The organism is Streptomyces olivochromogenes, assembly GCF_021538895.1.
Lineage (GTDB): Bacteria > Actinomycetota > Actinomycetes > Streptomycetales > Streptomycetaceae > Streptomyces > Streptomyces olivochromogenes_A.
Genome location: NZ_JADDRL010000142.1, coordinates 1 through 22,149, shown reverse-complemented (window position 1 = coordinate 22,149; position 22,149 = coordinate 1). Strand labels below are relative to the sequence as shown.

The window sequence follows — 22,149 nt, the reverse complement described above, 5'->3', positions numbered from 1 at the left end:
GGTCGGCACCCCCTCCGGAACTGCGGCGGCTGTGACCAAGCCTCCCGCGCACCCGCCCCCCGATAAGCGCCCCCGGGAGTCCGCCACCAGACCGCCTTCCCGGGCAGGTGCCCCGGTGCGGGCGGGTGCCTCGTAGGGTGGACGCATGACGGAACTGCCCGCTCGGCGTCTGCTCCTGGTGCACGCGCACCCGGACGACGAGTCGATCAACAACGGCGCGACCATGGCCGCGTACGCGGCCGAGGGAGCGCGGGTGACGCTGGTCACCTGCACCCTCGGAGAGCTTGGTGAGGTCATTCCGCCAGAGCTGGCGCACCTGACGGGCGCCGCCCTCGGCGAGTACCGGCTGGGCGAGCTCACGGCCGCGATGCGGGAGCTCGGCGTCGAGGACTTCCGCCTGCTCGGCGGCGCCGGGCGGTACACGGACTCCGGGATGATGGGCCTGCCCGACAACGACGACCCGGCCTGCTTCTGGCAGGCCGACCTCGACCGGGCCGCCGGACACCTCGTCGAGGTGATCCTTCAGACCCGCCCCCAGGTCCTCGTCACCTACGACGAGAACGGCGGGTACGGCCACCCGGACCACATCCAGGCCCACCGCGTCGCCATGAGAGCGGTCGAGCTGGCCGCCGACGCGGGCTGGCGCATCCCCAAGGTCTATTGGAACCGCGTTCCGCGCCCCGTCGCCGATGCCGCCTTCGCCCGCCTCCGGGATGATTTGCCCGGCCTGCCCTTCGCCAAGGCCGGCGCCCTCGCCGACGTACCGGGCGTGGTGGACGAGGAGCGGATCACCACCGCGATCGACGGCACCGCGCACGCCGCCGCCAAGGCCGCCGCGATGCGCGCGCACGCCACCCAGATCGAGGTCGCCGAACCGTACTTCGCGCTCTCCAACGAACTGGCCCAGCCCGTCTTCGCGACGGAGTACTACGAGTTGGCGAACGGCGAGCGTCCGCAGACCCGGGAGACCGACCTGTTCGCCGGAGTCGACATCGAGGTGGCGCCATGAGCTCCGCAGGACGCGGCTCCATGCTCGCCCAGCCGCTGCAACGCCCCTCCGCCGGGCGGATCGCCGCGTACGTGGGCCTGTTCGTGCTCGGCGCCGTGGTCGGCCTCGCCGGATCCCTGGTGCAGGCGGGCTGGTTCCCGGGCGGGCTGCTGCTCGCCCTGGTCGGCGCGGCCGGGCTGTTCCTCGGCGGTGCGCGCGCCGTGGGCGGCCGTGCCGGGGCGGTCGCGCCCGCGGTCGGCTGGGTCATCACCGTCATCGGGCTCAGCACGGGCCGCCCCGAAGGGGACTTCCTCTTCGGCGCGGGAGGCGGCTCCTACCTCTTCCTGCTCGGTGGCATGGCCCTCGCTGTGATCTGCGCCACCCTTGCGCCGGGACGGCAACCGGGCGGCGATGCCGCCCGACTTGCCAAGTGACGTACCAATTCGCCGTAGGGCGCGCGTGCGAGTCCGGTGTGGGTTTCCCCAGCGGTCATGGGCTACGCGTGAGAAGTGGCCAGTATGGTGGTGCGCGCCGCCGAGCCGCCCGAGCAAGGTCGTGACGGGCGGCGGAGCCAACCGGGAGAACCTGCCTTGAGTCGTGAAACTGACACTCCGTCCTCCGGGCCCAACGGGCGCGGGGGAGCCGCATACCCCTCGGGCACGCCGCCCTACGGGACCCCCGTGGCTTCCGAGGACGCGACGGGTGCCGGCCGTTCGGCCGCGCAGCCGGAGGAACGCAAGACCGAGACCACGCTGACGACGCGTATCCGGATCAACATCCCCGGATCGCGGCCCATTCCGCCCGTCGTGATGCGCACGCCCGTCGCGGACGCCGAGGGCCCCGCCGCCGACGACACGGGCGTCACGCCCGTCGTCGAGCCGCAGGCGCCGGCCCCCACGAGCCCGACCGGCGCCGTCGAGACGCCCGCCGAGCCCGCGGCACCGGCCGAGGAGAAGACGAGCGACTGGTTCGCGCCCCGCAAGTCCGGCGCGGGCAAGGGCGGTCAGGGCGGCGGTGGTACGAACGGTGCCGGAATGTCCGGTGGTTCCGCCGCCGGCACGACGGCTCCCGGAGCCGGCACGGGCGCGGGCGCGTCCGGTGGCGCGCGTCCGGGCGGCAGCGGTACGGCGGCCGGTGGCGCCGCGCGTCCCGGTGCCTCCGGTGGCACCCGGTCCGGTGCGGGCCGCCCCGGTGGCGTGGTCGGCTCCATGAGCGTGCCGGGCGGTTCCCGTCCCGGCGGTACCAAGGGCGCGGGACTTCCCGGCGCCACCGGCGGACCCGTGGCTCCCGGGCACGGCGGCGGTACCGGCTCCTTCGACGTGACCGAGGCGCTGGCCGCGGGCCCGCTGGGCGGCTCCCGCCCCGGCGCCGGTGCCGGGGCCGGTGACGAGCCGCGCCGCGACGACCTGCCGTACTTCTCGGACGACGGACGCGGCACCCAGAACGGCTTCGGCGCCACGAACGGCCCGGGCGGCCCCAGCGGCTTCAACGGAGCAGGCGGCCAGGGCGGCCCCGGCGGCCCGCAGGGCCCCTCGGGCCCCACCGGCGGCCCGGTCACCGGCGACGGCCCGATGGTGCCGCCCGTCGGCGGCGCCCCCGGCGACCTCGGCATGCAGGTCGGTGAGTCCTTCACCAGCCCGGGCGGTCCCGGCGGTCCCGGCGGTCCCGGCGGTCCCGGCGGTCTGGGTGGCCCCGGTGGCCCCGGTGGCCCGAACGACTTCGGCGGACCGCGCGCGGCGCGCGGCGCCGCTCCCACCGCCGGGCGTGGCCCCGGCGGCGGTCTGAGCGACGACACCGCGATCCTCACCCCGCAGAAGCCGGCCCCCGAAACGGGCATGCCCGGCTACGGCTCCCCGGCGGACAACGTCTCCGGCCACACCGTCACCAGCGGCATCCCGGTCGTCCCGCCCGGCGCGACCTCGCCGTTCGGACCGGGCGCGCGCACCGACGGTCCGGTGCCGCACACGGCCCCGAAGCTGCCCGAGCCGGTCGCGCAGAACGTGCCGCAGAGCAAGCCCAAGAAGAAGAAGGGCCGCAACAAGCTGGTGCTGCTCGGCGGCCTGGTGGTCGTCGTCGGCATCGGTGCCTACGGCGCCGGGCTGCTGATGAACCACTCCGACGTGCCCAAGGGCACCACCGTGCTCGGCGTGGACATCGGCGGCGGCACCCGCGACGACGCCGTCAAGAAGCTCGACGAGGCGTTCGGCGACCGGGTGAACAAGCCGCTGAAGCTGTCGGTGGGCGGCAAGACGGTCGCGCTCACGCCGGACAAGGCGGGCCTGCAGTTCGACACCACCGCCACGGTCAGCTCGGCCGCGCAGAGCGACTACAACCCGATCTCCGTGATCGGCTCCCTCTTCGGCCAGGAGCGTGTCGTCGAGCCGGTCATGCCGGTCGACGAGGAGAAGCTCCAGGCCGCCCTGCAGGACGTCGGCGGCGGTGCCGGCTCGGTGACCGAGGGCTCGATCACGTTCCAGTCCGGCAAGGCCGTCGCGGTGTACGGCAAGGCGGGCAAGGGCATCGACGCGGCCGGCTCGACGAAGGCGATCGAGCAGGCGTACCAGGCGATGGTGGAGACGAACACGGCGACGCCCGTGACCGTGCCGACCACGACCCAGCAGCCGAAGGTCTCGAACGCCGAGGTCGACCGCGAGATGAAGGCGTTCGCCGAGCCGGCGATGTCCGCCAAGGTGACCGTGCAGACGGACGCGGTGCACTCGGTCCCGATGAGTCCGCAGAACTCGCTGTGGAAGTTCCTGCGGGTGAAGGCGACCCCCGACGGCAAGCTCACCGACGCCCCGGACCTGAACGCCCTGAAGCAGCTGTACGGTCAGGCCTTCGACGGGGTGCTCATCACCCGGGCCAACGGCAAGAAGACGGCCGTCACCCCCCAGGACGTGTACGTCGCCCTGCGCACGGCCCTGACGAGCAAGACCGACCGGGTCGCCGTCATCAAGACCGACCCGAGCTGATCCACCCGAGGCGCCGGATGACATGACATCTGTCATCCGGCACTCAGGACCCCCGACACTGCCGGGCCCACCGCCGCCGCCGACACCATGGTCGGCATGACAATGACTGCGGCGACCACCAGCACCACCCCGGTGGTCGGGTTCGATCAGGTGAGCAAGACCTATGGGAGCGTGCGGGCCGTCGACGGGCTCTCGCTCCAGCTGTACCCGGGCGAGACCGTCGCCCTGCTCGGGCCGAACGGGGCCGGCAAGTCCACCACCCTCGACCTGCTGCTCGGCCTCAAGCAGGCCGACGGCGGCACGGTGAACGTCTTCGGCACCAGCCCGCGGGAGGCGATCGTCGCCGGGCGCGTGGGCGCCATGCTGCAGAGCGGCGGCCTGATGGACGAGGTCACCGTCACCGAGCTGGTCCGGCTCGCCTGCGATCTGCACCCGAAGCCGTACAAGGTCGCCGACGTGCTCGCCCGCGCCGGCATCTCCCAGATCGCCGACCGCAAGGTCAACAAGCTCTCCGGGGGCCAGGCCCAGCGCGTCCGCTTCGCCCTCGCCACCGCCGGCGACAGCGACCTGATCGTCCTGGACGAGCCGACCACCGGCATGGATGTCTCCGCCCGCCAGGCCTTCTGGGCCACCATGCGCGACCAGGCCGATCAGGGCCGTACGGTCCTCTTCGCCACCCACTACCTCGAAGAGGCCGACGCCATCGCGGACCGCGTCCTCGTCCTGCACCGCGGCCGGCTCCTCGCCGACGGCACCGCCGCCGAGATCAAGGCGAAGGCGGGCGCGCGCCGGATCTCCTTCGACCTGGAGGGCGCCATCGACGAGGCCCCGCTGCGCGGGCTGCCCTTCCTGGCCACCATCGACATTTCGGGCCAGACCGTCCGCATCCAGTCCACCGACGCCGACGCCACCGTGCACGCGCTGTACGGCCTCGGCGTCTACCCCCGCAACCTCGAAGTCGCCGGGCTCGGCCTGGAGCAGGCCTTCGTCGCCATCACGGAGGCCGAGGAGGCCAAGCAGTCATGCTGAATACATTTGCTACGCGGGCACTGATCAAGCTGGAACTCGCCCGCGCCCTGCGCAACCGCAAGTTCCTCTTCTTCTCGGTGATCTACCCCTCGGCCCTGTTCCTGCTGATCGCGGGCAACGCCGACAGCAAGACCAAGATCGACGGCACCGGGCTCACCCTGCCGACGTACATGATGGTCTCCATGGCCTCCTTCGGCGCCCTGACCGCCGTCCTGATGGGCAACAGCGAGCGCATCGCCAAGGAGCGCGAGAGCGGCTGGGTACGGCAGCTGCGGCTGACCACCCTGCCGGGCCGCGGCTACGTCCTCGCCAAGACCGCGAGCGCGGCCGTCGTCAGCCTGCCCTCCATCATCATCGTCTTCGTCGTCGCCGCGGCCGTGAAGGACGTACGGCTGGACGCCTGGCAGTGGCTCGCCCTCACCGGCGCCATCTGGGCCGGCAGCCTGGTCTTCGCCGCGCTCGGCGTCGCCATCGGCTACCTGGCCAGCGGGGACGCGGTCCGCCCGATCACGATGATCACCTACTTCGGCCTGTCGATGCTGGGCGGCCTGTGGATGCCGACCACGACCTTCCCGCAGTGGCTGCAGGACATCGCGAAGTGGCTGCCCACGCACGCGTACGCTGCCCTGGGGCGGTCGATCGAGCAGAGCCAGACGCCGGCCGCCCAGGACATCGCGATCCTCGCCGTCTTCTTCGTTCTCTTCGCCGGCGGCGCGGCCTGGCTGTACCGGAAGGACACGCTGAAGGCGTGAGCACGATGACGGAAGACCCGCTGACCGAGGAAGGCCGCCGGGACCAGCTGATCCCGCTGGGGCAGTCCCCGGGCAACCGACGCGATTTGTTCCTGCGCAAGATGCTGTGGATCGGCGTCTGGCTGGTCTTCCTCAGTGCCCCGGTGCACGACCTCGTCTCCGGGAACCACACCACCGGGGCGACCGTGGCCGGCTGGTTCGGCCTGGCGGTCTTCGTCGGGGTCTATCTGACCCTGGTCTTCCGCGACATGGGCCGGGTGGTCACCACCCGGCGGGTCGGCGGCCTGATCGTCGTCATCGGTGTGCTGGCGACCCTGCTGACCCTCACGCTCGGAGCGCCCTGGCTCGCCCTGTACTGCTACGTCTCCGTCGCCTGCGGGGCCACCCTGCCGCTGCGGGCCGCCCTCTGGGCGATCCCGGGGACGGCGGGCGTGATGTTGCTCGCCGGACTGCGCGTCGGCGAGCAGCATGCCTTGGACCTGCTCATCCTGGTGATCCTCATCGGGTTCGCCATGACCGGCGTCGTCCAACTGGTCCGCACCACCATCGAGCTGCGCAAGGCGCGCGCCACCGTCGCGCAGCTCGCCGCCAACGAGGAGCGCCTGCGCCTCGCCCGCGACCTGCACGACCTGCTCGGCCACTCGCTCTCCCTCATCACGCTGAAGAGCGAGCTGGCCGGCCGGATGCTCCCCGACCACCCCGACAAGGCGGCCCAGCAGGTCGCCGACATCGAACAGGTCAGCCGGCAGGCCCTGGTCGACGTCCGCGAGGCCGTCACCGGCTACCGGCGCCCCCGGCTGGCCGCCGAACTCGCCGGCGCCCAGGTCGCCCTGACCGCCGCCGGGGTCACCGCCGAGGTGCCCGCCGAGCCCGACCTCACCGGCGTCCCCGAGGACGGCGAGTCCGCGCTCGCCTGGGCGCTGCGCGAGGCGGTCACCAACGTGGTGCGGCACAGCGGCGCCCAGAAGTGCGCGGTGGAGGTGCTGCGCCGGCAGACCCTGGACGGCGCCGTCCTCGAACTCTCCGTCGAGGACGACGGACCCGGCGGCCCGGTCAAGGGCCCCGGCAACGGCCTGACCGGTCTGACCGAGCGTCTGGAGAAGGTCGGCGGCACCCTGGAGGCTGGCCGGGTCAGGCATGGGTTCCGGCTGGTCGCCCGTGTGCCCGTGGACACCGCGGGGACGTAATATCCGGGGCATGAGCAGCACGATCAAGGTCCTTCTCGCCGAGGACCAGTCGATGGTCCGCGAGGCACTGGCAGCCCTGCTCGGCCTGGAGGACGACATCGAGGTCGTGGCCCAGGTCGCGCGCGGCGACGAGGTGCTGGCCGCCGCGCGGGAACACGGCGTGGACGTCGCCCTGCTCGACATCGAGATGCCGGGCTGTACGGGCATCGAGGCGGCGGCCCGGCTGCACCAGGAGCTCCCCGCGGTCAAACTGGTCGTCCTCACCACGTTCGGCCGCCCCGGCTATCTGCGCAGCGCCATGGAGGCGGGCGCCGACGCCTTTCTGGTCAAGGACGCCCCCGCCGCCCAACTCGCCGAAGCGGTACGCAAGGTGCTCGCCGGGGAGCGCGTCATCGACCCCACCCTGGCCGCGGCCGCGCTCGCCGAGGGCGCCAACCCGCTCACCGAACGCGAACGCGAGGTCCTGCGTGCCGCGGCCGACGGCTCCACCAACGCCGAACTGGCGGCCGCCCTGCACCTGTCCCAGGGCACGGTCCGCAACTACCTCTCGACGGCGATCCAGAAACTGGCGGTGCGCAATCGGGCGGAGGCGGTACGGACAGCCCGGGAGAAGGGCTGGCTGTAGCCGGTCCTGGACCTCGGTGAAGGTTCCTAGTTGAGTCTGGCCCGGGCCGCGTGTGCCTGGTGGCGTACGCGCGACGCCGCCGACTCGTCCACCGCGGCCACCAGCTCGGCGTACGCGTCCAGTTCCGCCGCCCCGCAGACGAACTCACCGCGCTGTACGAGCAGTTGGGCCCTCTCGTAGCGCAGCCGCGCCGGGTGCGAGGGCAGCAGCAGGGACAGCTCCACGGCCCACAGCGCCACGTCCGAACGCTCGGGGCGGGCCGCGGCCCACGCGCGGATGTTGTTCAGGATCCGCAGGACGACGTCGAGAGGCGCCGCGGGCGTGAGCATCGCCGGTTCCAGCGGCGCCCCGGTCGCCCCGACGACGAGCAGCTCCGCGTCCGTGCCCGTGAGCACCCGCCCGCCGTCGAAGGGGTCGGCCAGCACCTGCTCCTGGGCCGCGCCGAACCCGACGACGAAGTGCCCCGGCAGCGCGACCCCGTACACCGGAGCCCCGGCCCGGCGCGCCACCTCCATCCACACCAGGGACAGCAGGATGGGCAGCCCGCGCCGGCGGCGCAGCACCTCGTGCAGCAGCGACGACTCCAGCCGGTGGTAGTCGGCGGCGCAGCCGCGGAACCCGCAGCCCACGCCGAGCAGCTGGTGCAGCGCCGTCGCCCAGGCCAGGGGCGAGCCGGGCCGGTACGGCAGCAGCCCGGCGAGCCGGTCCAGCTCGATCTGCGCCGCGTCCGTGCCCGCCTCGTCCAGGGAGCCGTCCGCCTGCGCGGCCAGCAGCAGACACAGCGTCGACAGATCGGGCCGCTCGGCCCGCGCCTCCTCGGCGAACCGCTGCCGCACCTCGGCGGACCGCTCGGGCAGTGGGGGATAAGGGGGACCCATGACTGGTCCGTGCCCTTTCACAGCGATCCGTACTACTCGCCGGCGCCGGAGATATCCGGCTCCCGGTAATGGTGGTACGCGTGATGCGCCGCGAAGCCCAGCCCGGCGTACAGGGCGCGGGCCGCCGCCGCCTCGTCGCCGGTCTCCACCTGCAGCCAGGCGGCCGAGGCGCCCTCGTCCAGGGCCCGCCGGGCGAGCGCGGCCATCACCTCGGTGGCCAGCCCCCGCCGTCGCAGGTCCGGATCCACCTCGACGGCGGCGAAACCGGCCCACCGCCCGTCGACGACACACCGCCCGATCGCGGCCGGGGCACCGCCGCCAGCACCGGGCACGGTCGCGAACCACACCGACGGCCCTCCGCCGAGCACCCGCAGGGCCACCTCGCTCACCCCTTTGCGCCGGTAGCGGGCCAGCCAGGCCTCGTCCGCCTCCCGGGACAGCACCACGTCCGCGCCCTCGGCCCGGTCCGCGACCGGGGCGAGCGCGCCGACCCACAGCTCGGCGGTCACCTCACGCACCCAGCCACGGCGCTCCAGCTCGGCGCACAGCGACTCCTGCGTACCGGCGGCACCGGTCGCGGTCTGGATGTACGCGGGCAGTCCACGTTCGCGATACCAGCGTCGTACGGCATCGAGCGCCGCGTCGAGCGGAAGACCGGGGTCGCCGAGCGGCAGCACACTGTTGCCCCGTCGAGTGAACCCGCCCGCGGCGCGCAGCTCCCACTCGCCCAGCCGCTCGCTCTCCACCGGTCGCCAAGCACGCGTGGAGACGGACGCGAGTTCCTCGTACGTGGCCGCCGGACCCCGGCGACGCGCCGGAGCCGCGGGTACGACCTTGCCCGCCACCAGCGAGGATTCCGGAATCCGGACGCTCTCCCCGTTCTTCCGTGTGATCAGCAGCACACCGTCGTCCCATGATGTGAGAACACCCACCGTGTCGGTGAACTTCTCCTGGGTGACGGCGTGTTCGGTCAAACGCCGTACGGAGACCCGTTTGCCCACGTCAGCAGCGGTGATGCGGACCTCAAGTCGTCCGGCGGCCGAGATTTCCACAGGTCGGTTCACCCCTCCTGTTCGGATCATGCCCAAGAACGGAGATACTAGGTGCGGGCAACGACGACGCCGCGCTCCCGCGCGCCAGGCGGCGGAGCCTGAAGAGGCCCGCCAGCGCCCTATCGAGGAGGAACGACAGCGTGACCTACGTCATCGCGCAGCCTTGTGTCGACGTGAAGGACAAGGCGTGCATCGAGGAGTGCCCGGTCGACTGCATCTACGAGGGCTCCCGGTCCTTGTACATCCACCCGGACGAATGCGTCGACTGTGGTGCCTGTGAGCCGGTCTGCCCGGTCGAGGCGATCTTCTACGAGGACGACACTCCGGAGGAGTGGAAGGACTACTACAAGGCGAACGTCGAGTTCTTCGACGAGCTCGGCTCCCCCGGCGGCGCCAGCAAGCTGGGCCTGATCGAGCGCGACCACCCGTTCATCGCCGCGCTGCCGCCGCAGAACCAGTAAGAGCGGCCCGCATCCGCGCCGCCTCGGTCCCGTACGGCCTCGATCGCCCCGATCGCTGTGATCGCCGTACGGGACCGAGGCGTTTTCCGTACCAGACGAAAGTGAGCGAGAGAACCGTGTCCGCAGTCTCCGACCGCCTGCCCACCTTCCCCTGGGACAGGCTGGAGCCGTACAAGAAGACGGCCGCGGCGCATCCGGACGGCATCGTCGACCTGTCCGTCGGCACCCCGGTCGACCCGGTCCCCGAGCTGATCCAGAAGGCGCTGATCGACGCGGCCGACTCGCCCGGCTACCCGACCGTCTGGGGCACGCCCGAGCTGCGCGACGCGATCACCGGCTGGCTCCGGCGCCGGCTCGGCGCCCGTGACGTCACCCACCGCCACGTCCTGCCGATCGTCGGTTCCAAGGAACTGGTCGCCTGGCTGCCCACGCAGCTGGGCCTCGGCCCCGGCGACAAGGTCGCGTACCCGCGTCTGGCCTACCCGACCTACGAGGTCGGCGCCCGGCTGGCCCGCGCCGAGTACGAGGTCTACGACGACCCGACCGACCTCGACCCCGCCGGCCTGAAGCTGCTCTGGCTGAACTCGCCGTCCAACCCCACGGGCAAGGTGCTGTCCAAGGAGGAGCTGACCCGGATCGTGGCCTGGGCCCGCGAGCACGGCGTCCTGGTCTTCTCCGACGAGTGCTACATCGAGCTGGGCTGGGAGGCCGACCCGGTCTCGGTCCTGCACCCGGACGTCAACGGCGGCTCGTACGAGGGCATCGTCTCGGTCCACTCCCTGTCCAAGCGCTCCAACCTGGCGGGCTACCGCGCGGCCTTCCTGGCGGGCGACCCGGCGGTCCTCGGCCCCCTGCTGGAGATCCGCAAGCACGGCGGCATGATGACCTCGGCGCCCACGCAGGCGGCGGTCGTCGCGGCCCTGTCCGACGACATCCACGTCCGCGAGCAGCGCGAGCGCTACGCCGCCCGCCGCACGGCCCTGCGCGACGCCCTGCTGGCGCACGGCTTCCGCATCGAGCACAGCGAGGCCAGCCTGTACCTCTGGGCAACGCGCGACGAGTCCTGCTGGGACACGGTGGCCCACCTGGCCGAGCGGGGCATCCTGGTCGCCCCCGGCGACTTCTACGGCACGGCGGGCGAGACGTTCGTCCGTGTGGCCCTGACGGCGACCGACGAGCGGGTCGCCGCGGCGGTGCGGAGGCTGGCCGAGTAGTCCGGCCGCCCTATGCCGCCACATGCCGCCACAGGCGAAGCGACGGGGTCCGGGGAGCAGCTCCCCGGACCCCGTCGCCGTGCGGTCGGCCGCGGTCGGCCTCGGCCGGTCTCAGCCGCCCAGCGGGAGGCCGCTCGTCGGCAGGGACGAGGTGGGCAGCCCCTGCGTCGGCAGTCCGCCCTTGGTGAGGGAGTCGGTCGGCAGTCCGCCCTTCGTGGCCGTCTTGGTGGCGTCACCGACGAGGTCCCCGGCGGAGCCCGCCGCGTCCCCGGCCGCCTTCTGCGCCGCGGGCGCCGCCTTCTTCACGGCCTTGCCGCCGGTCTTGCCCGCGGCCGGCAGCGCCTTCTTGACCGCCTGGCCGCCGGTTTCACCCACGACGCCGGTGACGTGCTGCGTCGCGCCGTCGACCGTGTTGCCGACCTGCGCCCCGTCCAGGGCGGTCAGCCCGCCCAGGTTCGGGGCGGCGGGGAGTTCCGGGGCCGCGCTGGCGGAGCCGGCCGCACCGACCCCGGCGGCCGCTCCCGCTGCGACGAGCAGCGCGGCACGGGCGATCCGGCGGGTCAGGGGGAGGGACATGATGCTCCATTCGACGGGAGAGAACGTGGAAGTGTCCGACCGTGCCCGGCAGTTGATCTCCGGGCTCGGACGCAGTGACTACCGCTCGAAACCCGCGAAGGTTGCGGACGCCAAAGGTAAAGAGTCGGTAACGCATCGCATTATCGGTTGTGGATAAAAACGGGCAAACGGCGCCGTTCTGTGGAGTCCGCAGAATCCTTACCGCGCCGCGTTTCCAAGGGTCTTGGCGCATCCGCGGGTGACCGCACGAAAACCTGCGCACATCGTCACCGCGCGCCGCGCGCCATGACCCTTCCGGGCGAAGCCCCGCACTACTGCCCGGTGACGATCCGCACGGAACCCGCCGACCGCTCCGCGCCCGCGGTGCCCGGCGCGCCGGTCGGCCGCCAGTGGCTGTCCGTGCTCCCGGCGGTCCACTCCCGCCCCGCGTACGACACCCGCGCGATGTGCAGCGCCGAGGAGTTGGCCACCGCCCAGTGGGCCAGCTGCCAGCCCCGCTCCTTCGCCGTGCGGCCCGCGTCGGCCTTGCCGGCCGGCGGCACGGGCACGGTCACGGTCCGCCCGTGCGCCCCGGCCGTCGCGCTCGGGGACGGCGAGGCCGCCGTCGTGGCCCTCACCTCCGCGCCGGTCTCCTGGAACGCGTCCCGCCCGAAGTCCCGTACCAGCGCGGCCCGCACCGCGTCCGGCCCCGTGGCCGCGGCCTCGGTCCTCACCTCCGGCCGCCCCTGGCAGGTCAGCGTGGCCGCCGACTGCCCGGTCAGGGCCGCGGCCAGCAGCGAGGCGTCCGGCTCGTGCTTGGCGTACGCCTCCGGATAGCCGCTGCGCTGCACGCGCTGCGCGGCCACGGTCAGCGGAAGCCGCTTGTAGTCGGGGACCTTGGCCAGGTGCTCGTAGAAGGTGCCCGCCGCGTACGCCGGGTCCATGATCTGCTTCTCGGTGCCCCAGCCCATCGAGGGGCGCTGCTGGAACAGGCCCAGCGAGTCACGGTCGCCGTGCTCGATGTTGTGCAGCCCCGACTCCTGCAGCGAGGTCGCCAGCGCGATGGCCACGGCCCGCTCCGGCATGCCGCGCCCGGTGCCGACGGCGGCGATCGTCGCCGCGTTCACCGCCTGTTCGGGGCTGAACTCGTACTGGGGCCCGCCCCCTCTGCCCGAGACCACCTTGCAGCCCGGGGCACCCGTGCCCCCGGTCACGTACTGCACCACGAGGTAGCCCGCGAGGGCCAACAGGACCGCGACCGCCGAACTGAAGCGGAAGAGGCGGCCACGACGCTTGGGAGGTTGGGGGGACGGCTCTGGCACGCGTACAAGGTACTGGAGGCCGCCGGGGCCGCAGCGGCGGGTGGGGCGGCCGCTGCGGACCGCCGCCGGGCGGGGGAGCGTTAGGGTCGTCACCATGGCCGACACCTCGCTTGATCTCACGCTGGACGCCGCGGCGCTGACCGCGCGGCTCGTCGACTTCCCCTCGGAGAGCGGCACGGAGAAGCCGCTCGCGGACGCGATCGAGACCGCGCTGCGTGTTCTGCCGCACCTGACCGTCGACCGGTACGGCAACAACGTCGTCGCCCGCACGAACCTGGGCCGCGCCGAGCGGGTGATCCTGGCCGGCCACATCGACACGGTGCCGATCGCCGACAACGTGCCGTCGCGGCTGGACGAGGACGGGGTCCTGTGGGGCTGCGGCACCTGCGACATGAAGTCCGGCGTGGCGGTGCAGCTGCGCATCGCGGCCACGGTGCCCGCCCCCAACCGCGACCTGACCTTCGTCTTCTACGACAACGAGGAGGTCGCCGCCGACCTGAACGGCCTCAAGCACGTCTCCGAGGCGCACCCGGAGTGGCTGACTGGCGACTTCGCCGTCCTCCTGGAGCCCTCGGACGGCCAGGTCGAGGGCGGCTGCCAGGGCACCCTGCGGGTGCTGCTGAAGACGAGCGGTGAGCGGGCCCACTCGGCGCGCGGCTGGATGGGCTCCAACGCGATCCACGCCGCCGCCCCGATCCTGGCCCGCCTCGCCGCGTACGAGCCGCGCTACCCCGTCATCGACGGCCTGGAGTACCGCGAGGGCCTGAACGCGGTGGGCATCTCGGGCGGCGTGGCCGGCAACGTCATCCCCGACGCCTGCGTGGTCACGGTCAACTTCCGCTACGCCCCCGACCGGACCGAGCAGGAGGCGATCGCGCACGTCCGCGAGGTCTTCGCGGACTGCGGGGTGGAGGAGTTCGTGGTCGACGACCACAGCGGCGGCGCCCTGCCGGGACTGTCGCACCCGGCCGCGGCGGCCTTCATCGAGGCGGTCGGCGGCACCCCGCAGCCGAAGTACGGCTGGACCGACGTGTCCCGCTTCTCGTCCCTGGGCGTCCCCGCGGTCAACTACGGACCCGGCAATCCGCACTTGGCGCACAAGAGGGACGAAAGGGTCGAAATCGCCAAGATCCTGGCGGGTGAGGAGCGCCTCCGGGCGTGGCTGACCGGCTGAGGCGGGCGAAGGGCGTGGGCCGGGCGCTTCATTGCGGACATGCTCACGTCCCCCGTGCGTAACCCGGCTGGATCTACTCTGGCGTGGAAACACCTGCACGCGGAGGGAGCGCACATGGCTACTGGCAACCCCGAGGGCAAGAAGCAGCCACCGGAGGAGCAGCGCCTGGGGCCGGTCCTCCGGCGGCGGCAGCAGGTCACCGCGAGCACGACGGACCAGCGCCTGCTGGACGCGGGCGGCCCGTCCGACTGGGTCCACACGGACCCCTGGCGGGTCCTGCGGATCCAGTCGGAGTTCATCGAGGGCTTCGGCACCCTGGCCGAACTCCCGCCCGCGATCAGCGTGTTCGGCTCGGCGCGCACTCCGGTGGACTCCTCGGAGTACGACGCCGGTGTACGGCTCGGCCGCGGGCTGGTGGAGGCCGGCTGGGCGGTGATCACCGGCGGCGGTCCCGGCGCGATGGAGGCGGCCAACAAGGGCGCCTGCGAGGCGGGCGGCACCTCGGTCGGCCTCGGCATCGAGCTGCCCTTCGAGCAGGGCCTCAACCCCTACGTCGACATCGGTCTCAACTTCCGGTACTTCTTCGTCCGGAAGATGATGTTCGTGAAGTACGCGCAGGGCTTCGTGGTGCTTCCCGGCGGCCTCGGCACACTGGACGAACTCTTCGAGGCCCTCACCCTCGTGCAGACCCAGAAGGTCACACGGTTCCCCATCGTCCTCTTCGGCAGCGAGTACTGGGGCGGTCTGGTCACCTGGCTGAGGAGCACCGTGATCGCCCAGGGCAAGGCCTCCGAAAAGGACCTGCTCCTCTTCCACGTCACGGACGACGTGGAGGAAGCGGTGGCGCTGGTGTCGAAGGAGGCGGGGCGCTAGGACCCGAGCGGGGGCCCAGGACCCGAGCGGGGGCCTAGGCCAGGCCGCGGCGGGCCACCGCCGGGGGACGGTGGCCCGCGATCGACGCCACCATGTCCAGGACCTGCTTCGTCTCGGCGACCTCGTGCACCCGGTACACCTGCGCGCCGAGCCACGCGGAGACCGCGGTCGTCGCCAGGGTCCCCAACACCCGTTCCTTGACCGGCCGGTCCAGGGTCTCCCCGACGAAGTCCTTGTTGGACAGGGACACCAGCACCGGCCAGCCGGTCGCCACCAGCTCCTCCAGCCGCCGCGTCGCCTCAAGGCTGTGCCGGGTGTTCTTGCCGAAGTCGTGCCCGGGATCGATCAGCACCGACTCCCGGGGCACGCCGAGCGCCACCGCCCGCTCGGCCAGCCCCACGGTCACCCGCAGGATGTCGGCCATCACGTCGTCGTACGTCACCCGGTGCGGCCGGGTCCGCGGCTGGGCACCGCCCGCGTGCGTGCACACCAGGCCCACCTCGTACCGCGCCGCGACCTCGGCCAGCTGGGGATCGACGCCGCCCCACGCGTCGTTCAGCAGATCCGCCCCGGCCTCGCAGACCGCCTCACCGACCTCGGCCCGCCAGGTGTCCACGCTGATGATCACGTCCGGGAAGCGCCGCCGTACCTCCGCGACGAAGCCGACGGTCCGCCGCGCCTCCTCCTGTGGAGTGACCTCGTCCCCGGGCCCGGCCTTGACCCCGCCGATGTCGATGATCGCGGCGCCCTCGGCCACCGCCTGCTCCACACGCGCGAGCGCCGGCTCGTCCCGGAAGGTGGCACCCCCGTCGTAGAAGGAGTCCGGGGTCCGGTTCACGATCGCCATGATCACCGGCTCGTGCGGCTCGAATTCCCGCCTGCCCAGCCTGAGCATGCCCTGTGACCTCTCCTAGTACGTCCCCGACCACGGCCGCCTGTGACCCTAACTGTCAGACTCGCATGGCACGATCGGACCCAGACACTTTCGACAACGAGCACACCGAAGCGTGGGGACCCAGCGATGGTTATGTTCTTGTTCCTGGTCGTCGCGCTCGCCGTTGTGGTCGCCGCGGTGACACTCGCCGTGGTGGGCGGCGGCGAGAGCGGGCCGCTGCCCGAGGCGGCGCCGGAGCGGCTGCAGGATCCGCTGCCCCAGGACCGCCCCGTCCACCGCGCGGACGTGGAGAGCCTCCGCTTCCCGCTCACCGCGCGCGGCTACCGCATGGCGGACGTGGACGACGCCCTCGGCCGCCTCGCGGCCGAACTCGCCGAGCGGGACGCCCGGATCGCCGACCTGGAGTCCGCGCTGGCGGGCGCCCAGGCCGCCGCGCACGCCCGGCCGGCCAAGCCCGCCCCGGAGGACCAGCAGTGAGCGACGACGCCACCCAGTCCGGCCCCGACGGCCTGCCGCGCTGCCCCTGGGCCCTGTCCGCCCCGGACTATCTGACGTACCACGACGAGGAGTGGGGCCGCCCCGTCCACGGCGACGACGCCCTCTTCGAGCGCCTCAGCCTGGAGGCCTTCCAGTCGGGCCTGTCCTGGATCACGATCCTGCGCCGCCGGCCCGGTTTCCGCGCCGCCTTCGCCGACTTCAGGATCGAGAAGGTTGCCGCCTACACCGACGAGGACCGGGAACGGCTCCTCGCCGACGAGGGCATCATCCGCAACCGCGCCAAGGTCGACGCGACGCTCGCCAACGCGCGCGTGCTGGCCGACTGGTCCCCGGGCGAGCTGGACACCCTGATCTGGTCCCACGCCCCCGACGCGGCCGCCCGGCCCGTGCCGAGGGCCCTCGCCGACGTCCCCGCGGTCACCCCGGAGTCCACGGCCCTGTCGAAGGCGCTCAAGAAGCAGGGCCTGCGCTTCGTCGGCCCGACGACGGCGTACGCGTTGATGCAGGCGTGCGGGCTGGTCAACGACCACCTGGAGACTTGCGTCAGCAGAACGGCCGCGACCAGCCCGTCCGGGACCTAGCGGCCGAGGTACTTCGGCTTCTCCTTGTTCACGAACGCCTGGACGGCGATGGCGTGGTCCTCCGACCGGCCCGCGCGGGTCTGGAGTTCGTCCTCCTTGCCCAGGGTCTCGTCCAGGGAGTGGGTGAGCCCGTAGGCCACGGCCTCCTTGATCGCCGCGTACGCCACCGTCGGCCCGTCGGCCAGCGCCCGCGCCACCTTCGCGCCCTCGGCCCGCAGCTCGGCGGACGGGACGACGCGGTTGGCGATGCCGAGGTCGTGGGCGTCCTGGGCGCTGATGCTCCGCGGGAAGAGCAGCAGGTCGGCGGCGCGGCCCGGGCCGACGACCCGGGGCAGCGTCCAGGAGATCCCGGAGTCGGCGGTCAGGGCGACGCCCGCGAACGACGTGTTGAAGGACGCGGTGTCCGCCACCACCCGGTAGTCCGCCGCGAGCGCGAAACCGAGGCCCGCCCCGGCGGCGACCCCGTTCACCGCCGCGACCACCGGCTTCGGCGCCTCGGCCAGCGCCCGCACGATCGGGTTGTAGTGCTCCCGCACCGTGGTCATCGTCTGCCCGGAGCCGGTCTCGCGGTCCGACGCCAACAAGCCGATGTGCTCCTTGAGGTCCTGGCCCACGCAGAACGCCCGGTCCCCGGCGGCGGTGAGCAGGATCGCCCGTACGGTTCCGTCGGCCGCCGCTTCCTGTGCCGCGTCCCGGAGGGCGACCTTGGTCGCGATGTTCAGCGCGTTCATCGCCTCGGGGCGGTTCAGCGTGATCGTCGCGAGCCCGTCGCTCACCTCGTAGAGCACGGTGTCGGCCATGGCGTATCCCTCCGGTGTCGCGGCTCTGACGTACCGCACGGTACGTCCCTGTCCGAGGGACAGCATGGCGGAGATCACCGTCCATGGGCCGGACCGGTCGTGTGACCTGCGTCAAACAAATCCGATCGGGTTCGCGCCGGCAGATGTCCGCGCGGTGGCGAAGTATCGCAGCCACATCCCCGAATTGAGTGGTTTTGCTCGCGCGCGTTGCCCAAGCGATGCCGACTGATGTTGGTCATCGGGTCCTGAGATGCGGGATAATGGCTTGGAAGCAATGTGTTCGATGCCGGTGTCGCGTGTCTTGCACGGACCGCGCGTGCCCTCCAGGGCCGTCGGCAGACGATGAGCTGGTTTCAGGAAGGGGAACGAGCATGGCGGCCATGAAGCCGCGGACGGGCGATGGCCCGCTCGAGGTGACCAAGGAGGGGCGGGGCATCGTCATGCGCGTTCCGCTCGAAGGCGGCGGTCGGCTCGTCGTCGAGCTGACCCCTGACGAGGCCGAGGCACTCGGCGACGCCCTCAAGAAGGTCGTCGTCTGACGCGCCAGCGACCACACCTTTCAACTGCCCCGGCATCGCATGCGGTGCCGGGGCAGTTGCATGCTCACGGGTGGGTCAGCGCTTGACCGCGCACAGCAGCCCGTCGCCCACCGGCAGCAGGGACGGCACCAGCTCCTGGCTCTCCCGTACGGTCCGCAGCAGTTCCCGCAGCCGCAGCACCTCGGTCGGCTGCGGTCCCGAGTCCACCGTGCGGCCGTTGCCGAAGACGCCCTCGAAGACCACCACCCCGCCCGGACGCAGCAGGCGCAACGATTCAGCGAGGTAGTCGAGGTACTCCAGCCGGTCGCCGTCGCAGAAGACGAGGTCGTAGCCGGCGTCCGCGAGCCGGGGCAGCACGTCCAGGGCGCGGCCCGGGATGAAGCGGGCCCGGTTGCTGGCGAAGCCGCAGGCGCGGAACGCCTGCCGGGCGAACTGCTGGTGCTCCGGCTCGGGGTCCACGGTGGTCAGCACGCCGTCCGGCCGCATGCCGTGCAGCAGATGGATCCCGGAGACGCCGCAGCCGGTGCCGATCTCCGCGACCGCCTTGGCGTCCACGGTGGCCGCGAGCAACCGCAGCGCGGCGCCCGTGCCGGGCGACACCGAGCGCAGCCCTGCCTCCCGGGCCCGCTCACGGGCCCAGCGCAGTGCGTCGTCCTCGGCGACAAAGGCGTCGGCGAACGCCCAGCTCGTCAGCCGGTTGCCGGTAATGACCCTCTCCTGTCCCCGTGGTTGCCTGGGCGTGACTGTATCCGTTGGTGTCGGGAACCCGCAGATGGGACCGGGCGTTTAGAGGGGTGGGAGACAGAGCGGGGGGACACGGATGGATCACGACGACGAGCAAGTGCTGGCACAGGCGTATGAGCCGTGTCAGCCCAGATCAAATTCTCGTAAAACCGCTTATCCGGAGCTAACGGGCGAGGTGGCTATGGTAGGGGCTCCACTGGACACCACCAGAGCCGACAGGGGAGGTGCGGCTGCGCCTGTGGATCGGGGAGGAGTGCTGCGGCGCTTTCTCGGATCGGCGGGCAGGCCGAAATCCGTGAACGACACCGCTGCTGACCACCGTCACGCCGCCGGCCTCGCCGCCGGTGACGCCCAGACCGCGACCTTCTCCACCGACGCGGACGGGCAGGCGTGGACTCCGCCCACCTGGGAGGAGATCGTCAGCACGCACAGCGGCCGCGTCTACCGCCTGGCCTACCGCCTCACGGGCAACCAGCACGACGCCGAGGACCTCACGCAGGAGGTCTTCGTCCGCGTCTTCCGCTCCCTGTCGACGTACACGCCGGGCACCTTCGAGGGCTGGCTGCACCGCATCACCACGAACCTCTTCCTGGACATGGTCCGGCGCAAGCAGCGCATCCGCTTCGACGCGCTGGGGGAGGACGCGGCCGAGCGCCTGCCCAGCAAGGAGCCGACCCCGCAGCAGGTCTTCAACGACGCGCACTTCGACGCGGACGTCCAGCAGGCCCTCGACACCCTCGCGCCCGAGTTCCGCGCCGCGGTCGTCCTGTGCGACATCGAAGGACTGTCGTACGAGGAGATCGCCGCGACCCTCGGCGTGAAGCTCGGCACGGTCCGCTCCCGTATCCACCGTGGCCGTTCCCAGCTCCGCAAGGCACTCGCCCACCGGTCCCCGGAGGCCCGTGCCGCCGAGCGGCGCTCCTTCATGGCCCGTGTGCCCGCACTGGGAGGAGGGGGCGCGACCGCGTGAGTGGATCACGGCCGAAGCCTGCCGAGGGACACCTCGCAGAGCAGCACCTGGGAGACCGACTCTCCGCCCTGGTGGACGGGGAGCTCGGTCACGAGTCGCGCGATCGCGTCCTGGCCCACCTGGCCACCTGTGCCAAGTGCAAGGCGGAGGCGGACGCCCAGCGCCGACTGAAGAACGTCTTCGCCGCGGCGGCCCCGCCGTCGCCCTCCGAGAGCTTCCTGGCCCGCCTCCAGGGTCTGCCTGGGGGAGGTGACGAGGACGGCGGGGTTTCCCCGCTGTCCGGGGGAGGTCTTCCCGGCACTTCCGCCGGACGCATGCCCGCCGGCGGAATCTTCGGTGTGAGACGAGACGAGCCGTTCGAGTTCGGCTACGTCCCCGCCGGTCCCCACGGCTCGGCCGTGCCCGCCGCCGACCGCGGCTTCCGCATCCACCCCGTCGGCCGCCCGGACGCCGACCGGGCCGCCTCGCGCGGGATGCGGTTCGCGTTCGTCGCCGCCGGGGCGGTGTCGCTGGCCGCGGTCGCGCTCGGCGGCGTGACCACCGGCATCCCGAGCGGTTCCGGCGCGGACGCCCGCGGCGGTTCCGGAGCGGGCAGCAATGTGACGCCCGCGCGCTCGCAGGGCGGCGCGGCGGCCTCGGCGCCCGAGACCCAGCGTCGGCGCTCGGCGGCGCCGCTGCTCGCGCAGAGCACGCTCCTCGGCCAGGCCCCGATGCCGACCTCGGTGTCCGCCCCGCTGCTGCCCGGCATGCAGCCGCCCGCCGCCGGTCGGACACCGGGCACGGGGCACGGGCTGTCGGCACCGGTGATGGCCGGCGCCGCCGTCATGTCGCCCCTGATACGACCGCTGAACACGGCCGCGCCGATCTCGCTGGCCTCCTGGTCCGCGGCCCCCGAGGTCAGGGCCCCGGGCCCCGGCCTGCTCGCCGCACCCGTCCCCGACTCGGCCTCCGCGCCCACCCCCACGGCATCCCCCTCGTACCCCGCCCGAACGGCCCCCTGACCGGCCTCTGCGCGTCGTCCCACGAACCTGGTTGAATCCTGGGTGGGGCGTGCCCGGGCGTTGCCGTGGGCACGGAGTCGATCATCCGCGGCCACCAGCGACGCGCCGGGCCGCGGCCAGCCGTGGGGAGAGCATGAACGAGGGCAACCCGCCAAAGCCCACGAAGCCCGCCAAGGCGAAGTGGTGGAGCCGACCTCGGGGGGAGGCGGCGGGGGCCGATGCCGGGTCCGGGGCGCTGTCCGCCTCGTCCGACGCCCACCCCGACTTCGAGCTCGCCCGCCCGACGGTGCCACTGGCCGACGGCGACTTCGAACTCCCACGCCCCGCGCTGCCTGCGACCGACGCCGCTACGGACGCCGAGGGCGACTTCGAGCTGAGGGCTCCGTTGCCTGCCTCCGAGGCAGTGGAGGGCGCACGGGGAGTCCCGGGCGCCGAGCGGGGCACGCCGGGCGGTGAGCCCGTCGTGGGGGACACCGAGTCGGCTGTGCGGGCCGCGGAGTGGGCCGGCCGGGAGGTCGGGCCGGGTGCGGTGGATGCGGGGTCGGTCGGGCCGCAGGACGACGAGCCCGTCGTGGGCGCGGATGCGGTCGTGCAGGATGCCGTGGCCCTGGGCGGGTCGGGTGTCGAGTCCTCGGCGATGACCGAGGGGATGCCGTCGGCCGACGTCCCGGGCGGTCCGTCCGGTGAGCGTCCCAAGCCGCTGCACGACCCCGACCCCTACAGCACCCCTCCGTACGGCGAGCCGGGCCCCTGGGCGCCCGCCCCGCCGGTCCAGCACCCGGCGACCACCCCCGCGCACGGTACGGCGATGTCGGCGCCCGGGACGGCCCCGCAGGCCTCCTCGGCCTCGCACGCCCGCTCGGGCCCGCACGCCTCCTCGCCGCCGCTCGCCCCGTCGATGCAGCACGCCTCTCCGGCGCCGCACCCTGGACCGGTGGAGGCCACCTCGCCAGTCCCGCCTCCGGCGTCCGTCCCGCCGCAGGGGCATGCCGTCACGCCGCCCCCGGCCTCCGCCCCGCCGCAGGGGCCTGCGGTCCCG

General features: G+C 72.8%; 24 protein-coding genes and 1 pseudogene. 18 read left to right on the top strand and 7 right to left on the bottom strand.

From position 1 onward, the window contains the following. The first annotated feature begins 145 nt into the window (after positions 1-145). The 7 genes from mshB to IPZ69_RS41060 all read left to right on the top strand — a co-directional run bounded on the left by mshB (position 146) and on the right by IPZ69_RS41060 (position 7,553). Positions 146-1,009, top strand: coding sequence for an N-acetyl-1-D-myo-inositol-2-amino-2-deoxy-alpha-D-glucopyranoside deacetylase (gene mshB, locus IPZ69_RS41090; RefSeq protein WP_235459858.1), 864 nt, complete (start codon positions 146-148; stop codon positions 1,007-1,009). Beyond that, complete coding sequence (locus tag IPZ69_RS41085; RefSeq protein WP_235459857.1) at positions 1,006-1,422, top strand: DUF6113 family protein; 417 nt, start codon at positions 1,006-1,008, stop codon at positions 1,420-1,422. Before mshB ends, IPZ69_RS41085 begins: the two co-directional genes overlap by 4 nt. A 156-nt stretch (positions 1,423-1,578) precedes the next feature. Then, a complete protein-coding gene (locus IPZ69_RS41080; RefSeq protein ID WP_235459856.1) occupies positions 1,579-3,960 on the top strand; it encodes a hypothetical protein in 2,382 nt (793 codons plus the stop codon). A 96-nt stretch (positions 3,961-4,056) separates the two neighbouring features. Further along, a complete protein-coding gene (locus IPZ69_RS41075; RefSeq protein ID WP_235459855.1) occupies positions 4,057-4,989 on the top strand; it encodes an ABC transporter ATP-binding protein in 933 nt (310 codons plus the stop codon). Beyond that, the gene (locus IPZ69_RS41070) at positions 4,983-5,741 is read left to right on the top strand and encodes an ABC transporter permease (protein ID WP_235459854.1); all 759 of its coding nucleotides are present in this window, start codon (positions 4,983-4,985) and stop codon (positions 5,739-5,741) included. The genes IPZ69_RS41075 and IPZ69_RS41070 overlap by 7 nt, the downstream gene beginning before the upstream one ends. Positions 5,742-5,746: 5 nt before the next feature. After that, positions 5,747-6,928 (top strand): sensor histidine kinase, encoded by a 1,182-nt coding sequence (locus tag IPZ69_RS41065; protein WP_235459864.1) that lies wholly within the window; start codon positions 5,747-5,749, stop codon positions 6,926-6,928. 10 nt (positions 6,929-6,938) lie between these two features. Continuing rightward, positions 6,939-7,553, top strand: a complete 615-nt coding sequence (locus IPZ69_RS41060; RefSeq protein WP_235459853.1) for a response regulator transcription factor — start codon at positions 6,939-6,941, stop codon at positions 7,551-7,553. Between the two features lie 26 nt (positions 7,554-7,579). Here the strand turns inward: IPZ69_RS41060 and IPZ69_RS41055 are convergent, their stop codons facing one another. Then, positions 7,580-8,431 carry a transglutaminase family protein gene (locus tag IPZ69_RS41055; protein ID WP_235459852.1) on the bottom strand — a complete coding sequence of 284 codons (852 nt, stop codon included), beginning with the start codon at positions 8,429-8,431 and terminating at the stop codon, positions 7,580-7,582. Between the two features lie 32 nt (positions 8,432-8,463). Further along, the gene (locus IPZ69_RS41050; RefSeq protein ID WP_235459863.1) at positions 8,464-9,483 is read right to left on the bottom strand and encodes a GNAT family N-acetyltransferase; all 1,020 of its coding nucleotides are present in this window, start codon (positions 9,481-9,483) and stop codon (positions 8,464-8,466) included. A gap of 140 nt (positions 9,484-9,623) precedes the next feature. On the opposite strand from IPZ69_RS41050, the gene fdxA reads away from it, so the two are divergent. Further along, a complete protein-coding gene (gene fdxA / locus IPZ69_RS41045) occupies positions 9,624-9,944 on the top strand; it encodes a ferredoxin (protein WP_018089397.1) in 321 nt (106 codons plus the stop codon). Positions 9,945-10,060: 116 nt separating this feature from the next. Further along, positions 10,061-11,158 (top strand): bifunctional succinyldiaminopimelate transaminase/glutamate-prephenate aminotransferase, encoded by a 1,098-nt coding sequence (locus IPZ69_RS41040; protein ID WP_235459851.1) that lies wholly within the window; start codon positions 10,061-10,063, stop codon positions 11,156-11,158. Positions 11,159-11,269: 111 nt separating this feature from the next. Here IPZ69_RS41040 and IPZ69_RS41035 read toward each other — a convergent pair whose 3' ends face one another. Then, entirely contained in the window at positions 11,270-11,734 is a 465-nt protein-coding gene (locus IPZ69_RS41035) for an ATP-binding protein (protein ID WP_235459850.1), read from the bottom strand. Between the two features lie 311 nt (positions 11,735-12,045). Next, positions 12,046-13,035: a heavy metal transporter gene (locus tag IPZ69_RS41030; RefSeq protein WP_235459849.1), complete on the bottom strand. Its 990-nt coding sequence runs from the start codon at positions 13,033-13,035 to the stop codon at positions 12,046-12,048. 94 nt (positions 13,036-13,129) lie between these two features. Here IPZ69_RS41030 and dapE point away from each other — a divergent pair, with 94 nt between their 5' ends. Further along, the gene (gene dapE / locus IPZ69_RS41025) at positions 13,130-14,209 is read left to right on the top strand and encodes a succinyl-diaminopimelate desuccinylase (protein WP_235459848.1); all 1,080 of its coding nucleotides are present in this window, start codon (positions 13,130-13,132) and stop codon (positions 14,207-14,209) included. A 114-nt stretch (positions 14,210-14,323) separates the two neighbouring features. Continuing rightward, positions 14,324-15,082, top strand: a complete 759-nt coding sequence (locus IPZ69_RS41020; RefSeq protein WP_235459847.1) for an LOG family protein — start codon at positions 14,324-14,326, stop codon at positions 15,080-15,082. A gap of 34 nt (positions 15,083-15,116) precedes the next feature. Here IPZ69_RS41020 and folP read toward each other — a convergent pair whose 3' ends face one another. Then, a complete protein-coding gene (gene folP, locus IPZ69_RS41015; RefSeq protein WP_235459846.1) occupies positions 15,117-15,977 on the bottom strand; it encodes a dihydropteroate synthase in 861 nt (286 codons plus the stop codon). Between the two features lie 126 nt (positions 15,978-16,103). On the opposite strand from folP, the gene IPZ69_RS41010 reads away from it, so the two are divergent. Together IPZ69_RS41010 and IPZ69_RS41005 are read left to right on the top strand one after the other, a co-directional pair. After that, the gene (locus IPZ69_RS41010) at positions 16,104-16,454 is read left to right on the top strand and encodes a DivIVA domain-containing protein (protein ID WP_235459845.1); all 351 of its coding nucleotides are present in this window, start codon (positions 16,104-16,106) and stop codon (positions 16,452-16,454) included. After that, positions 16,451-17,056 carry a DNA-3-methyladenine glycosylase I gene (locus tag IPZ69_RS41005; RefSeq protein WP_308407592.1) on the top strand — a complete coding sequence of 202 codons (606 nt, stop codon included), beginning with the start codon at positions 16,451-16,453 and terminating at the stop codon, positions 17,054-17,056. The genes IPZ69_RS41010 and IPZ69_RS41005 overlap by 4 nt, the downstream gene beginning before the upstream one ends. Here the strand turns inward: IPZ69_RS41005 and IPZ69_RS41000 are convergent. Then, the gene (locus IPZ69_RS41000) at positions 17,053-17,856 is read right to left on the bottom strand and encodes a 2-cyclohexenylcarbonyl CoA isomerase (protein WP_235459861.1); all 804 of its coding nucleotides are present in this window, start codon (positions 17,854-17,856) and stop codon (positions 17,053-17,055) included. The two genes, IPZ69_RS41005 and IPZ69_RS41000, sit on opposite strands and share 4 nt — an antisense overlap. 64 nt (positions 17,857-17,920) lie before the next feature. Between IPZ69_RS41000 and IPZ69_RS40995 the strand changes: the two genes are divergently transcribed. Both IPZ69_RS40995 and IPZ69_RS40990 read left to right on the top strand, forming a co-directional pair. Then, positions 17,921-18,085 (top strand): hypothetical protein, encoded by a 165-nt coding sequence (locus IPZ69_RS40995; protein WP_235459844.1) that lies wholly within the window; start codon positions 17,921-17,923, stop codon positions 18,083-18,085. Positions 18,086-18,227: 142 nt separating this feature from the next. After that, a complete protein-coding gene (locus IPZ69_RS40990; protein WP_018544333.1) occupies positions 18,228-18,395 on the top strand; it encodes a DUF3117 domain-containing protein in 168 nt (55 codons plus the stop codon). Positions 18,396-18,470: 75 nt separating this feature from the next. Here IPZ69_RS40990 and IPZ69_RS40985 read toward each other — a convergent pair whose 3' ends face one another. Next, positions 18,471-19,169: an O-methyltransferase gene (locus tag IPZ69_RS40985; RefSeq protein ID WP_308407593.1), complete on the bottom strand. Its 699-nt coding sequence runs from the start codon at positions 19,167-19,169 to the stop codon at positions 18,471-18,473. Between the two features lie 223 nt (positions 19,170-19,392). Between IPZ69_RS40985 and sigE the strand changes: the two genes are divergently transcribed. From sigE to IPZ69_RS40970, 3 genes and pseudogenes are all read left to right on the top strand, one after another. Continuing rightward, on the top strand, positions 19,393-20,109 hold the full coding sequence (gene sigE, locus IPZ69_RS40980) for an RNA polymerase sigma factor SigE (protein ID WP_235459859.1): 717 nt from the start codon (positions 19,393-19,395) through the stop codon (positions 20,107-20,109). Continuing rightward, positions 20,106-21,110 (top strand): anti-sigma factor family protein, encoded by a 1,005-nt coding sequence (locus IPZ69_RS40975; RefSeq protein WP_235459843.1) that lies wholly within the window; start codon positions 20,106-20,108, stop codon positions 21,108-21,110. The genes sigE and IPZ69_RS40975 overlap by 4 nt, the downstream gene beginning before the upstream one ends. Positions 21,111-21,243: 133 nt before the next feature. After that, a pseudogene (locus IPZ69_RS40970) lies at positions 21,244-22,149 on the top strand (hypothetical protein); the annotation flags it as partial.